Below are 13,723 nucleotides of genomic sequence, written 5' to 3'. Positions count from 1 at the left end.
TCAAGCTCGTATCTTTGGCCGTCATCGGGCAAGTTGTCGTAATCTTCTATGGTGTAATATTGCCGTTGTAAAACTTCGCTCATAGTTATAGTATAGCTTACTTTAAAGCTTTTAGCAAGCAAAAGGTATCCCTCCGCCTTTAATACTTTCCTCTTTACTTCCCCCCGCTTTTATGCTAAGTTAAACCCCAGAGGGAACTATGCCAAAGGTTTTAGCTTTATTTTTTATGTTAATAATTAGCTGCGGGCAAAATGCCGCCAACCCTCGCGAGGTTACCCTTAACCATTTGTTCCCCGATGCAACTTTACGCGCTGTAGTAGCCTCAAGACTAGGCAGCCGTGCCGATGATACCGGCGAGGCTTTAATAACGGCCTTAGCCGAGATTGACGGCGAGCTGGATGCCCACCGCCGTAGGCGGTTGCCGCGTATTAAAAATACCGGCGGTATTCAGTACCTTACCGGATTGACCAGCCTTAACTTAGCACATAACAATTTAACCCGGCTTGATGTAACTGCCCTTACCAATTTAACCGGCCTTAACGTAAGTTATAACAATTTAACGGTACTCGATGTAACTGCCCTTACGGGCTTAACCGAGCTGGCGGCCGCGTGGAACGGGCTGGGCAGCGTTGATGTAAGTAAAAATATTAATTTAACGAGGCTTGATGTTTCTGGGAATGATTTAACTAATTTAGATATAACTAACAATACCGCCTTAACGCACCTTTGGGCCGTTTATAACCGGCTTTGCGGCCTAGATGTAAGCCATAACGTTCATTTAGTTCATCTTAATTTACATGTAAACCACTTAATTTCTCTTGATGTAAGCCCGCTGGTAAATTTAAGCGAGCTTAGTTTAAGCAATAACCGCTTAGCCCAGCTTGATGTAAGCCGCAACAGTCATTTAACCCGTCTTTCTTTAGCCCGCAACAACTTAACCGCCTTAAATGTAACTAACCTTAGCAACTTAGCTCTACTTACTGTAGGCGATAACCATTTAACTAATCTTAACCTAAGTAATAACAGCCATTTACACGAGCTTAGTGTATCGGGTAATAACTTAGTGCAGCTTGATGTAAGCCATAACCCGGCTTTAGACCGTCTTTTTATCCGCGAAGGCGACCGGTTAAGGCAAAGTATTAGTGGCTTAAGTGAGGATACCCATTTAATTCACCCTTTAGAAAGACAGCGGCCATCGCTTATCGGGTATATTTTATTAATACTTTTTAGCCTGCTTTTTTTCGCCGTTATTTTATTGTTTATTCTCCGCTTACGCAGTAAATAACTAAATAACAAGGCACTTACATAAATTACCTATCTTACCCATAAAGGCCGTAAACATATGTGTTTTATTGTTAATAACATTTATTGCTAATTAAATACCACTTAAAAGCCGCTTGTTACTTGATTTTTTAAGGTAATATTTGTATATTATAGCTACTAACTAACTAATAAAATACTCTTAAATAAGGAAGGAAGAAAAATGGCAAAACAATTACGTTTTGATGAAGAGGCCCGGCGTGGCCTGCTAAATGGTGTTGAGCAGCTAAGCAAAGCTGTAAAGGTAACACTTGGCCCAAAGGGACGCAATGTACTGATTGATAAAAAATATGGCGCACCTTTAGTAACTAAAGACGGTGTAACGGTAGCTAAAGAAATAGAGCTGGAAGATCCCTACGAAAATATGGGCGCCCAATTAATTAAAGAGGTAGCCAGCAAAACCAACGATGTGGCCGGCGACGGCACTACCACCGCCACCGTATTGGCCTACAGCATTGTGCGCGAAGGTTTAAAGAGCGTGGCCGCCGGCATTAACCCGATGAGCCTTAAAGTTGGTATCGATAAAGCTGTAAGTTTAGCGGTAGAAGAAATTAAAAAAGCCGCTATCCCTACCCAAAGCAAAGAAGAAATTAAACAAATTGCCACCATTAGTGCTAACAACGATGGCATAATCGGCGAAGAAATTGCCGGCGCTATGGAAAAAGTAGGTAAAGACGGCGTTATTACCGTAGAAGAAAGCAAAACCTTTGAAACCACCACCGATATTGTGGAAGGTATGCAATTTGACCGCGGCTACATTAGCCCCTACTTTGCCAACAACCGCGAAAATATGACTGCCGTACTGGAAAGCCCTTACATTTTAATTTACGACAAAAAAATTAGCAGTATGGCCGAACTATTACCGATTCTCGAAAAGATAGCCCATGCCGGTAAACCAATCCTCATCATCGCCGAAGATATTGACGGCGAAGCCTTAGCTACTCTTATCGTTAATGCCCTGCGCGGCGCTTTACAAGTGGTAGCCGTTAAAGCCCCCGGCTTCGGCGACCGCCGCAAAGCTATGTTAGAAGACATTGCCATTTTAACCGGCGGCGAAGTAATCAGCGATGAGCTGGGTCTTAAATTAGAAAACACCGAGCTGGCTCAACTAGGTACCGCTAAGAGCATTAAAGTAGATAAAGAAAACACCACCATCGTTGACGGCGCCGGTAAAGCCGAAGATATTAAAAAACGACTAGCCCAATTAAAGGCGCAAATTGCCGAAACCACCAGCGATTACGACAAAGAAAAGCTGCAAGAACGCCTTGCTAAACTTGGCGGCGGTGTGGCCGTTATCAACGTAGGGGCCGCTACCGAAGTAGAACTTAAAGAGAAAAAGCACCGTGTAGAAGACGCTTTAAGCGCTACCCGCGCCGCCATCGAAGAAGGTATGGTAGCCGGCGGCGGTGTTACCTTAGCCCAAATCAGCGCTAAGCTGGAAAAAGCCGATTTATCGGCCTTAACCGAAGAAGAAAAAGTTGGCTTTAAAATTGCCCGCCGGGCGATGGAAGAGCCGGTGCGCCAAATTGCCGAAAACGGCGGCGTGGACGGCAGCATTATTGCTGACCGCACCAAAAAGGAAAAAGAAGGTTTTGGTTACGATGCCCGTGCTAACGAATGGGTAGATATGGTGAAAAAAGGTATTATGGACCCGGCCAAAGTTACCCGCAGTGCCTTGCAAAACGCCGCCAGCATTACCGGCCTACTGCTTACCACTGAGTGCGCCATTACCGATATACCAAAAGATGAACCGGCCCCTCCAATGGGCGGTGGCATGGGTGGTATGGGCGGCATGATGTAATTAGCAAAATCGTAAGGTTTTGCAGTTAATAGCTAATAATTAATAGTTAAAAATGGGCATACTGCCTGCAAAACTCCCCGATGGGGAGTTTTGCATATCTACGTTTATTGCTTTAATCGTTAAAGTAAGCTATACTATAACTATGAGCGAACAACTACCACCTCAGGAACGTTACTATACCATAGAAGAATATTATCGCTTACCCGAAGACGGCCCCAGAGCCGAACTGGAAGAAGGTATGCTGTTAATGTCGACTAAACCAAGCATTAGGCACCAAGATATTGCATGGGGGCTAGTTGTACAAATTGGCAACTATTTTCATAAAAAACATTGTAAAGCCTTTTATGAAATTGATGTACAGCTCTTTGCAGACGAAGCTACCATTTACAGCCCCGATATTGTAGTGGTATGCGACCGGGCCAAAATTACCCGGCAGCAAATCGTAGGCGCGCCCGATTTTATTATTGAAGTAGGCTCACCCGGAACGATTGGTAACGACTTTACTAAAAAACGTTTTGCTTACGAACGTGCCGGTGTAAAAGAATATTGGATAGTAAAAGACCCTAATGAAATTTATTGCTACCTGCTTAACGAAGAAGGTTACTACGTAGAAACCGTTTACCGTAATGAAGCCGCTATCAAGGTGCAAACCTTTGAGGACCTTACCATCGATTTTAGCCGCTTGCAATTACTCGATTTATAAAATAGAGGAATGAATTGCCCCAAAATGTCTATTGCTAACTCTGAACAAAAAATAAAAAATGTTGATGTACTCGAGTTAGATGAACTCTGTACCTATGTTAAAATAAATAACACTATTCCTTTTTTATATCCCATTTTCCCTCCTTATCTTAGTTAATCCCCTCCATCGCCTCCACAAAAGCCTCGCCCCTAGCAAACTCGTTAGCAAACATACCAAAGCTAGTCGCCGCCGGCGAAAGCAGCACACTATCGCCGCTAATAGCTGCACCACGAGCCGCCATTACAGCAGCAGCCATATTATTAAACACGTTATAACTTAGCCCAGATTTATTGAGTAATAAAATTAATTTATCGGTAGCATTGCCGGCCAGTAAGTAAAGGCCTTTTACCTCTTTTAATAAAGGCATTAACGAGGTAAAATCTAACTCTTTATCACTGCCGCCTAAAATTAAGTGCAGCTTAGCGGCCTCAAAGTTGCCGGCGCTGGCTAAGGTAGCCTGCGGTATGGTAGCGGCGCTATCGTTGTAATATTTAACGCCCTTAATTTCTTTAATAAACTCGCATCGGTGCGGCACACCGCCAAAATCCTTTAACTTAGTGAGCGCTTCTGTTAAGCTGTAACCTTTATATAACACTAAAGCTAAAGCGGCAATCATTAAGTTAATAGGCAAAATAGCAGTAGTGGGGTTAGGCTTGGCTACTCTTTCTTCATAGCCGTTATGGTTAAGCACCCATTCATTACCATCAGCATAAAGAATGTTATCTAAATTATCTTTAGGCTTGCTTAAGCTAACATAGGCTAGCCGGCCGCTGATTTTATCTTTAAAAAAAGGCGTCCATTCATCATTGTAATTTAAGATAGCATAGTCATCTTTATTTTGCCCACTAAAGATTTGCGCCTTATCTTCAGCATAAGCTTGCATATCGTTGTGATAATAATTTTGGTGGTCCGGCATTAAATTAGTTAAAATAGCCAGCTTAGCTTTAACTTTAGGTTGATTAGTTAATAATAAATCGCCCAGTTGCCAGCTGGAAAGCTCCAACACCACTGGCTCGCTACCGTTTAACTTAACTAAAAAACTTAAAGGAGATACCGTTATATTGCCACCTAAATAGCTAGGTTCATCTTTACTTAAAGCATAATGTAAAGCCGATACCACCGAAGATTTACCTTTGCTACCGGTTACGGCGACAAGTGGATTACGGTTTTGCTCTAAAAAGAGGGAAATATCAGTTAAAATAGGTTTACCGTGCTGCAAATACGATGAATCGCGCCGCACGCCGGGATTTTTTACAATCAAATCGGCTTCTTTAAAGGCAGTTTCAACGTGGTATCCCAGCTGCCACTGCACCGGATAGCTATCTAACAAAGGCAAAGTTTTGGCCAGCTGCTCGGCAGTGCGTAAATCGGTTATGGTAACTTTGGCCCCTTGCTTCGCTAAATACAAACTGGCCGCCACCCCGCTGCCATGCCGGTTTAGGCCGTAACCCATTACTACTATGTTTTTATTCCGATAATTCATAGTGGCAAGTTTAACAATTTAAGACTAAAATGTAAAGGCAGCAACTAAACTACTTAGTTAATTAGCTACTCCGCCTCACCGGCATACAAATTATAAAGGCTGCCATCGGCCAGCTTTAACACTAACGCCCCGTCGCCGGCTATATTGGTAATTAAGCCGCTGATTTGCCCTCCGCTAACTTGGTAATTAACCTTTTGTCCTCTACGCCATAACCGCCGGTTAATAGCTGTTAGCCAATCAGGGTTAGTTAAAGTAAGCTGCAACCGGTTAAGCAAGCGATTAAGTAAATCTTCACGGTTAAGTTTCCGGCCAGTCTCTAAAGCTAACGACGTAGCGTTAATATCAGCCGGAAAGTTCATTTCATTTACATTTAGTCCGATACCAATATGCAATAAATTATCTTCTAACCGGCAGAGTATACCACAAATCTTTTTATCATTTACTAAAATATCATTAGGCCATTTAATAGTATTACTAATCCCCAAGTCATTAAGTAAATTACTTACAGCAAGGCCGCACAATAAAGAGGGCGGGTCGTTAAAATTATTAGCCAGCGCTAAAGTAAAAGTTAAATTTAAGCCTTTACCGGCAAACCAAGTACGGCCAGCTACACGCGCCTGCGGCAAGTTTTGGTAGTTAGTTAAATAAAGCCCCCCTAACTGCGGCTGTTCTTTAGCCATTAACATCGTACTGGTTGTTTCTTCTTGATAAAAAATGGGGCCAAAAGGGTTTATTACTTGCTTAATATCCATAAAAACAGTATACTTCAAGATATTACCTTTAGGCAACCTCCATCAATATAACGGGTTATATCTTTGCTAGTTAAATATCTTGTCATTATATTTTTAATTATTGCTGCTCATCTATCGGCACAACCGCAAAGTTTTAGAGTGGCTTTTCTTTACGAAGACGGCCAGCAGAACACCATTAACCGCTTGCACAGCCTAGTTATTAACCATTTTAGATATACCAACCATCATCATTTAACGGCCGCCGAACAAGAGGCGCTTATCGCCCGCGCTAGGGAGTTATCTTTACAAAACCTTTCCAGCCAAATTGAACGGCTTACCGAACAAATTGAGCAAGAGCGTTTAGTGCCCAATCGTTTACTCACCACCGAGCGCGATTTAATCCGCAATCGCCGCACCCTTGAGCGGCAATATAACCGCCAGTTAACTAGGCCCATCGAGGTTCCGTTGCCGGCCAGCTTACCTATTGTTTTAACGCCTCCGCAGCAGCTTAACTTTGCCGAGTTGGAAGATAATGGCCGCGAAAACTTTGAGTTATGGTTTTATGGTACCAGCCGGGCCGTAACGGCACAAATAAGTTTTATAGAATACTTTGTTTATAACAGCTTAACCCAAGAGACTATCACTTTATTTAGCAACCCCGTTAGGGTAATAGAGTTAGAAGAAGCCGCCTTACAAATTACCGCTAACGCTATGGCCGTCTTAATGGGGCAAGAGCCGGCCGCTGTTATCTTAAATAATTTAACAACTGGGGCCGAACTATTTTTAAATGACGAATGGGTAACCGTTACCCGCTTACTTTATTTGCCCGCCGGCAACTATCATCTTTTAATTAGGCGCGCCGGTTTTTATGATAGGCATTTTAACCTTAACTTAACTACCGGCCAGCAGCACTCTATCGAGGGCGAATTACAACCGCGCCAGCAGGTAACCATTAGCATAGAAACCAACCCGGCAGAGGCACAAATTTTTTTAAACGGTCTCTTGATTGGCCGCAGCCCGCTCACCTTTACGGCCAATACCGGCGAGCAAGTAGTGATACAAAGTATCGGCTATATTAACCAAAGCTTTACGGTGCGTGAAGATGCGCAGTTTATTTTTACTTTACTGCCTATTTCTGGGGATACCCAATTATTTTTTGACCGCAGCCAACGTTATTTTTTAATTAGTTTAACCAGCTTTACGGCCAGTTTAGCTTCGTCGTTAGTATTTTTATCGCTGGCCGAAATTGCCGGCGAACGGGCAATGAACAGCTTTGACCCGCACGAGCGAGAAGCGCAGCTCAGACGCGCTAGTCTTTATTCGGGGTTAGGCTGGGGCAGTGTCGGTTTAGCTGGGGTGTCGTTTACCTTTACAATAGTTAATTTAAACCGCTATATTAGGGCCGGGAACCGAATAACGGGGGTTAATTAAGGGTTAAAAATATTTTTTTCCTAGCTAACTTTACCAATATTAAACGAAGCCGGTGCATTAACTTCTTGTAACGAAAGTATCCGCCCGCCGCTGACATTTTTAAACTCTAAGTGCTTAGAAAGTTCTTTAATTTGCTCTCTTACCTTTTTTTCTTCTTCAATAGTCATATCGTCATCAATCCGGCCATCACTAAAGCGTACATCAACACAATAGCCGCGGTCAATCCTATTAGCCAGCTCGCGGATAGCGCCATGTATTAACACTAATAATTCGGTCTTGCGCTCCGGTTTTATAACAGATGAAATATTCTCTTCGGCCAACTGAGTAATACCTTGCACAAGGCTTTCTTCCATCTTTTCATTGGCATATTTCTCTAAATTTTCTACCTCATTAAGCGGCACGCCTAAACCATATTTTAACCCCATATAATGCTTTCTTATATCTAAAACATGTTTGTAAGCCACAATAGTTAAACTAACGGCCTTTAACATACATAAGCCTACTTTAGGGGAAATAGCAACCGTTAAACTATAATCGCTGGAGGCAATAGTTTTTAATTTTACCCCGCCCCGAGTACCGGTAACCAGTTCGTTAAAAACATCGACAAACATTTTTAGCTTTTTAGTTTCGCTTAAAAATTCTTCCATATTGTCATTAATAGCAGTCCTAGGCACTAAAGCCTCCAGCTCGCTCTGGCCGCTTTGCAGCTTTTGGGTACCGATATGTAATATTTTATTAATAGCAGTAAGCTGAGTAATGGCCGTAACTAAAGAGGTTACTCTTTTAGCTATAGCAACAAGTTCTTCGTAGGCTACTGCCGGCGCCGTTTGCGATTTGGTAATTATATCTTCAATTTTATCGGCCAACTCGTTACCCAATAAGCCCTCAAAACCAATATGTTTTAAGCTTTCTTTCCACAAAAAGGGAAAATCGTTCACCTTAGACTGCCTTAAATTAGCCGTTAAAGTTATTTTTATCTGGCTTACGTTCTGCTTATGTTTTGGAATGGGCAGATGAGTTATCATAATTTGCGAACTAGGCGCAGCCAAAGTTTGCATATTGGTGGCTAAATCGTTTAATAAATTAACTATACCGGTTTTGTTTAATTCGTCTTTAAGTTCGTTTAAAATGGTATTTAGTACTTCAACGTTCATAACTCACCCTTATTTCATAAATATTTACTGGACAATGGCGGGCTCGAACCGCCGACCCTCGCCATGTCAAGGCGATACTCTAACCAACTGAGCTAATTATCCTTTACCTTCTTATCATTATGTCTTGTTATATTAATTATGTCAAGGCCGATAAATCATTTATACTATAAAAAATATTAAAACACCGCTTAAATTTGCGGTAAAACTCTGCTTGTCTATCTGCCAAAATTATGTTATTGTTAAAAGCAAATGATAAAATACCTTATTTTAGTTTTACTCGTCTTAGCCGGTCCGCCTTTATTGGCCCGCCTGCCCTTTGATACCGCCATTAGTAACAACACCAGCGATATTATTGCCCGTATGGGCGAGCCTCATTTACTTAACGAGCAAAATAATTTTGTTTTATTAAGTTTTCCTAGCCGCTGGCTTAGCACCAATGGTAACCTTTATTTTTTAATGCGCTACAACAGCAACCTTGTTTTTGCCACCTTTGTTCCCGATAACCCACAGCAGCTACCGCGTTTGCAGCAGCGGGTTAGTCGTAACCGCCACTTTGTAGCCGTTACCAAACAAAGTTTAAGCTTAAGATTAGACGAACTTTTGGCCGAGCGGCAATTTCAAATTTTTAATCAAGTGCAACGAGCACGGCTTTTAATAGCTGCTCGTAGCTTTACAGATGCTCTTAACGTTAATAATTTAGCTTTTTTAGAATACGATAATTTTTATATGTCGTTAAATGGCAGCGTTACTGTAGATGGCCAAACCAAACACGGTATCGCCTTTATGTTAGCCGATGAATATTTATGGGAGCTAATGCTTAATATCATCTCCTAGCCGGTTGTTTTTAATTCCTATTTTTAAGAGAATATTACCTATGAAAAATTATTTATTATTCGTTTTAGTTATGTTTTTAGCCTCTGCTGCCGCTTGTGCCCAAAGTGATAACGAGGTTAGTAATTACCTGCCGTTTAAAGGTACTATTGGTTTACCTTACAACGAATTAGCCGCTGTAGAGGGCCTTGATGGTATTATGACTATGAGTATGCCGCCCAGCCACAGCATTTATATGCGCAGCTGGCAAAATATGGACGGCCGGCTTATCTACACCTTTGATAGTGCGGGCAATGTAAGTTTTATCACTTTTGTTGTGCCGCAGCCGTTAGCCGATGTAAGCGGGTTACTTACTCATTTATACCGCCCGCTTAATGCTGATGAAGTGGAGCAGCAGCTCTTAAGCTTAACCGAAGGTGCAGCTGCCGCTACGGGCCTATGGTTTACCGGCCCGGAACAACCGGACCGTGTAGTTACCGCTATAGAAGAGGCTTTAACTTTAGAATATCAATTTTTTCGCCATCAAAATTACTTAATAACTTTAAGTAGTTATACCGATGATGATGGCCTTATTAACACCACCCTAAATTATTACCTTTTTTGGTAGTTTAATGGCCCCACACGGCAAAACTTAACATCGTTAGCAAATTAGAGCGATTAGGGCTGTTTTGCAAAAAGGTAAGCTCACTTAAACGTTCTACATCGGCCAGAGTAACCATATAGCTGTTACTTTGGGTAATACCGGGCTGCCTTTCGGCGATGTTGTTAGCTACAAAAACCAGTACCTCGCTACGGGCTTCGTCATAAGCTATTTTGTAAAAAGCATCGGGCACCGCTACCCGGCTGTTACCAATAAACCGGCTGGGTTCACCGTAGTGGATAGGACCGGTAAAAATAACCATTTGCGGCCGCTGCGGCATAGACCGGCGGATAAATTGCTCTATCTCGTTCCATAAAATACGGTTAAGGTTAGGATATTGCGGAGCGATATTACTCATATAAAAACTTTCGCGCATAAAATCGGCATTAAAACTAAAATCGGCGGCGGGGGCTAAATGACCGCGGTCAAACCCGCTGCGCAAATAATCGGCGGTTACCGGGCTGTTAGCCAAAAAAGGGTCGGGTAAAAAACGGTCGGTCCGGGTGTGGCGCTCACCGCTTAAAAAATCGCTGTGGTTTAATCTATGCACCACCCACGCCGCCGTACGCCACGCATCGTTAAAGCCTAAACTAAAAGCGCTGTGTTCTATTAATTGTAACTCTCGCTCGCTTAAGGGGTAGTAAGCCGCTAAATCGCGCCGTAAAACCGCCGGCCTATCGGTAACTAAAACCGGTACATCATCGGCTAACCAATCATTAAACTGTCTAAATAGTTCGCCATCGTTAAAAAAATAATCTAGGGCTACCACAGCCGCTACTAAGGCGACAATTAACAACAAGGCAGCTCGTTGGCGGGCAGCCCTTTTTAAATTTTTTTTAGTTCGTCTTTTCTTTTTTTTCATATAGTCATTACCGCTAACAATTATGCTATATTTTAAAACTTTTGGCAACATTCATACCCTCCACTCTAAAATTTATAGATAAGAGAGTATTCCATTATAAGTAAATTTTCAATACAAAAAGCATTATAAGTGCAAAAAACCTCATTGTTATTATCAAATAAGTAGTTATTACACTTAAAAGTAGATTATTAACACGGTTTTAACTATTGGCCAATAGCCATACAATCTCTTGCTTTTTTATAGTTATTAGTGTATTGTTTTAATTACACAAAGAGGTATTTAATTTAACAATGACTTACAAAACAACAGGCACCTGTGCCCAGCATATAAACTTTGATATTGAAGACGGCAAACTGCACAATGTACAATTTATTGGCGGTTGTATGGGCAATTTAAAAGCCATAAGCCGTCTGATTGAAGGTATGCCGATAGAAGAAGCTGTAAGCAAACTTGAAGGGTTAGATTGCAAAGGACGCGGTACCAGCTGCAGCGACCAACTGACAAAGGCTATTAAAGAAGCTTTAAATAGTTAATAACTAACAAGTAGCAGATAATAATTAAAAAAGCAATATTAAATGAAACTTTTAGAAACACCCATTGTGGATAAGCCGGCTAAAACGACTAAAGCAGCGTTAAAATATTATTTTTGGATAGCGTCTATACTTATAGTGTTTCTCCTTATCATCTTTTTAATAGACGATACCAGACCGGCACGGTTGGCAGATAACCGCATTAGCCAAGAACCGGCCCAGTATATTAGTGTGCAGCAAGTGCGTAGAATGAATAGGAGAAGTGTTGGCACTCGGGTAGTTTTAATGGGGTACATTGCACAACGTCCTACCATTTGGAGCTTATTGGGTGTAACCAATAGCCGTTATTTTTTAAATGACGACACGGGAGCAATAAGGTTACTTTTTAACCGTAATTTTAACTTTGATGACTTAACCTTAGGTAATTTGGTACAAATTCATGGTGTATTTAACTGGGTTGGCGGCGAAGACCCCTATCCTGTGGTAGAGGTTATGACTATTTATATGCTGCCAACAAATGAATAGACGAGAGCTTAATTAAATAATGGTTAAAAACTTAGTAATTACTTTAATCTTATTAACTGCTGTCTTGACTTAGGGTTGCTTGTCTTACTCTATTGGCAGCGGCTACTACCTTACAGCTTCATTGGGTACTTTCCGGGCCGCACAAGCTACCTCCGGCTATCACTTTGTGGCAACTTTTCAGCCGCGATAGAATGCGTGTGATGTTTACTTTATGAAAGCCTTTATCTATGTTTTGCCAGATAGCAAGCTGTACCACAGGCCAAACTTTTAAATTTTAGCTTTACTTTAACCCCAAGCTATGTTAAACTAAAACTATGAAAAAAATATTAATTTTATTTTTATTACTAATAGCCATAAATGCGCAAGGGCAAGGCTTGCCGGTACCGGCTAACGCTACACTGGCCAGTTTGTTCCCAGATGAGAATTTGAGAAGGGTGGTGGCAAGAAGGTTAGGTAATAATGTCAACTTAACAGGGCAGGCGTTGAGTGATGAGTTGGCGAGGATTGAATGGCTTGACGCTGTTGGCAGCGGGCGTTTAGTTGATGGTATTAGTAATACAGCAGGAATTGAATATTTAATAGGACTAACGACACTTACCTTAATTCGATATTCACTGACTGCCATTAATATGGATACGCTGACAAACTTAAAGTATCTTGATTTAAATGGTAATCGATTAAATTATATTAACCTGAATAATCTTATTAGTTTGGAAACGCTTGATTTGACTAGCAATGAACTAACCAGCCTTGATGTAAGTAATAATAGTAATTTAGTTTCAATTGGGGCATCTGCTAACCGACTTACTAATGTTCGTTTTGGTTATAATCCTAATTTAACACATATTGTGCTGGGTTGGAATTATCTATTAGCTAGTGTTGATGTAAGTAACCTTACTAATTTAACCACTCTTGACATAAATTTGACTAATATAGCTAATATTGATATAAGAGAAAATATTAATTTACTTCATATTGATGTGAGCAATAATCCCGGATTAATTTATATTGATATAAGTAATAATACTAAATTAATTTGTATTAATTTAATGGAGACAGGAGTAACAAGTCTTGATGTAAGTAACAATGCTTATTTAATGGCTATTGGAGTGGGGGGAAGAATAATGTTGACGGAACAAAACATTATTGGCTTTCGTTCTAATATTCGATTAGATAGCTTTATGGGACAACAATGAAGCCCATACTTAAAAATATGGGCTTATGAATAGCTTAATTTATCACTCTTCTTCTGTTAATTTCAATACCGCGCCAGCTAATAGTATTAGCTAAAGGGTTGTTATTAGCATCTACCGGGTAAACCAACCTATCGCTGGAATTATATAAAAACTGCCCTCTGCCATCGGCTAAAATAAAGTGGGGAGTTCCTCTTACGACACCGTTAATTATGGTGTAATGCCAATCTGTACCGTTAAAATCTTCATCTCTAAGGCTCAAACGATTTGGATTAGTAAGCCTATGCTCACTCTCTCTTGCTCTTAGAAATGTCCCTCTAAAATACTTAAAAACCTCATCGAGTAAAAGTGGAGTGCTCTCTACAAGGGTGTTTCCTCTCATAAGCGGCACATCTTGCCCATCACGGCGAAAAGTTAATGTGGTAACTAACCGGTACATTTCTACTACTTCAGCGGGAGTAAAGGGATTACAGCGTATAC

At 41.1% G+C, this 13,723-nt stretch carries 14 protein-coding genes and 1 tRNA gene; 9 read left to right on the top strand and 6 right to left on the bottom strand.

All coding sequences use genetic code 11. The features are described 5' to 3' along the window. Positions 1-199: 199 nt before the first annotated feature. The 3 genes from FWE37_06435 to FWE37_06425 all read left to right on the top strand — a co-directional run bounded on the left by FWE37_06435 (position 200) and on the right by FWE37_06425 (position 3,824). Positions 200-1,285: a hypothetical protein gene (locus FWE37_06435; protein MCL2520620.1), complete on the top strand. Its 1,086-nt coding sequence runs from the start codon at positions 200-202 to the stop codon at positions 1,283-1,285. Positions 1,286-1,483: 198 nt separating this feature from the next. Then, positions 1,484-3,121, top strand: a complete 1,638-nt coding sequence (gene groL, locus FWE37_06430) for a chaperonin GroEL (GenBank protein MCL2520619.1) — start codon at positions 1,484-1,486, stop codon at positions 3,119-3,121. Positions 3,122-3,263: 142 nt separating this feature from the next. Further along, complete coding sequence (locus FWE37_06425) at positions 3,264-3,824, top strand: Uma2 family endonuclease (protein ID MCL2520618.1); 561 nt, start codon at positions 3,264-3,266, stop codon at positions 3,822-3,824. Between the two features lie 148 nt (positions 3,825-3,972). On the opposite strand, the gene murD is transcribed toward FWE37_06425, so the two are convergent. Both murD and FWE37_06415 read right to left on the bottom strand, forming a co-directional pair. Beyond that, complete coding sequence (murD, locus tag FWE37_06420; protein ID MCL2520617.1) at positions 3,973-5,346, bottom strand: UDP-N-acetylmuramoyl-L-alanine--D-glutamate ligase; 1,374 nt, start codon at positions 5,344-5,346, stop codon at positions 3,973-3,975. A gap of 65 nt (positions 5,347-5,411) precedes the next feature. Further along, on the bottom strand, positions 5,412-6,098 hold the full coding sequence (locus FWE37_06415; GenBank protein MCL2520616.1) for a biotin--[acetyl-CoA-carboxylase] ligase: 687 nt from the start codon (positions 6,096-6,098) through the stop codon (positions 5,412-5,414). A gap of 63 nt (positions 6,099-6,161) precedes the next feature. Between FWE37_06415 and FWE37_06410 the strand changes: the two genes are divergently transcribed. After that, positions 6,162-7,508, top strand: a complete 1,347-nt coding sequence (locus FWE37_06410) for a PEGA domain-containing protein (GenBank protein ID MCL2520615.1) — start codon at positions 6,162-6,164, stop codon at positions 7,506-7,508. Positions 7,509-7,528: 20 nt separating this feature from the next. On the opposite strand, the gene FWE37_06405 is transcribed toward FWE37_06410, so the two are convergent. Then, entirely contained in the window at positions 7,529-8,662 is a 1,134-nt protein-coding gene (locus tag FWE37_06405) for a hypothetical protein (protein ID MCL2520614.1), read from the bottom strand. A gap of 28 nt (positions 8,663-8,690) precedes the next feature. Then, a tRNA-Val gene (locus FWE37_06400) sits at positions 8,691-8,764 on the bottom strand. A 147-nt stretch (positions 8,765-8,911) separates the two neighbouring features. Here FWE37_06400 and FWE37_06395 point away from each other — a divergent pair. Together FWE37_06395 and FWE37_06390 are read left to right on the top strand one after the other, a co-directional pair. Beyond that, entirely contained in the window at positions 8,912-9,496 is a 585-nt protein-coding gene (locus tag FWE37_06395) for a hypothetical protein (protein ID MCL2520613.1), read from the top strand. A gap of 40 nt (positions 9,497-9,536) precedes the next feature. Then, positions 9,537-10,100 (top strand): hypothetical protein, encoded by a 564-nt coding sequence (locus FWE37_06390; protein MCL2520612.1) that lies wholly within the window; start codon positions 9,537-9,539, stop codon positions 10,098-10,100. Position 10,101: 1 nt separating this feature from the next. On the opposite strand, the gene FWE37_06385 is transcribed toward FWE37_06390, so the two are convergent. Then, positions 10,102-10,995, bottom strand: a complete 894-nt coding sequence (locus FWE37_06385) for a DNA/RNA non-specific endonuclease (protein ID MCL2520611.1) — start codon at positions 10,993-10,995, stop codon at positions 10,102-10,104. A gap of 290 nt (positions 10,996-11,285) precedes the next feature. Between FWE37_06385 and FWE37_06380 the strand changes: the two genes are divergently transcribed. From FWE37_06380 to FWE37_06370, 3 genes are all read left to right on the top strand, one after another. Further along, on the top strand, positions 11,286-11,528 hold the full coding sequence (locus FWE37_06380; protein ID MCL2520610.1) for a TIGR03905 family TSCPD domain-containing protein: 243 nt from the start codon (positions 11,286-11,288) through the stop codon (positions 11,526-11,528). A gap of 42 nt (positions 11,529-11,570) precedes the next feature. After that, the gene (locus tag FWE37_06375) at positions 11,571-12,050 is read left to right on the top strand and encodes a hypothetical protein (GenBank protein ID MCL2520609.1); all 480 of its coding nucleotides are present in this window, start codon (positions 11,571-11,573) and stop codon (positions 12,048-12,050) included. A gap of 314 nt (positions 12,051-12,364) precedes the next feature. Continuing rightward, complete coding sequence (locus tag FWE37_06370) at positions 12,365-13,246, top strand: hypothetical protein (protein MCL2520608.1); 882 nt, start codon at positions 12,365-12,367, stop codon at positions 13,244-13,246. 34 nt (positions 13,247-13,280) lie between these two features. On the opposite strand, the gene FWE37_06365 is transcribed toward FWE37_06370, so the two are convergent. Beyond that, on the bottom strand, positions 13,281-13,723 hold a 443-nt coding region (locus FWE37_06365), incomplete at its 5' end, for a hypothetical protein (protein MCL2520607.1).

Source organism: Spirochaetaceae bacterium (assembly GCA_009784515.1).
In the GTDB taxonomy this organism is placed as follows: Bacteria; Spirochaetota; Spirochaetia; order WRBN01; family WRBN01; genus WRBN01.
The sequence above is the reverse complement of the archived record's forward strand: the minus strand, read 5'-3'. Positions and strand labels throughout refer to the sequence as shown.

What these genes read in the sequence shown, in the direction of transcription:
- FWE37_06435 (MCL2520620.1), top strand. Translation starts at nt 200, where the DNA reads ATGCCAAAGGTTTTAGCTTTATTTTTTATGTTAATAATTAGCTGCGGG.
- groL (MCL2520619.1), top strand. Translation starts at nt 1,484, where the DNA reads ATGGCAAAACAATTACGTTTTGATGAAGAGGCCCGGCGTGGCCTGCTA.
- FWE37_06425 (MCL2520618.1), top strand. Translation starts at nt 3,264, where the DNA reads ATGAGCGAACAACTACCACCTCAGGAACGTTACTATACCATAGAAGAA.
- murD (MCL2520617.1), bottom strand. Translation starts at nt 5,346, where the DNA reads ATGAATTATCGGAATAAAAACATAGTAGTAATGGGTTACGGCCTAAAC.
- FWE37_06415 (MCL2520616.1), bottom strand. Translation starts at nt 6,098, where the DNA reads ATGGATATTAAGCAAGTAATAAACCCTTTTGGCCCCATTTTTTATCAA.
- FWE37_06405 (MCL2520614.1), bottom strand. Translation starts at nt 8,662, where the DNA reads ATGAACGTTGAAGTACTAAATACCATTTTAAACGAACTTAAAGACGAA.
- FWE37_06395 (MCL2520613.1), top strand. Translation starts at nt 8,912, where the DNA reads ATGATAAAATACCTTATTTTAGTTTTACTCGTCTTAGCCGGTCCGCCT.
- FWE37_06390 (MCL2520612.1), top strand. Translation starts at nt 9,537, where the DNA reads ATGAAAAATTATTTATTATTCGTTTTAGTTATGTTTTTAGCCTCTGCT.
- FWE37_06385 (MCL2520611.1), bottom strand. Translation starts at nt 10,995, where the DNA reads ATGAAAAAAAAGAAAAGACGAACTAAAAAAAATTTAAAAAGGGCTGCC.
- FWE37_06380 (MCL2520610.1), top strand. Translation starts at nt 11,286, where the DNA reads ATGACTTACAAAACAACAGGCACCTGTGCCCAGCATATAAACTTTGAT.
- FWE37_06375 (MCL2520609.1), top strand. Translation starts at nt 11,571, where the DNA reads ATGAAACTTTTAGAAACACCCATTGTGGATAAGCCGGCTAAAACGACT.
- FWE37_06370 (MCL2520608.1), top strand. Translation starts at nt 12,365, where the DNA reads ATGAAAAAAATATTAATTTTATTTTTATTACTAATAGCCATAAATGCG.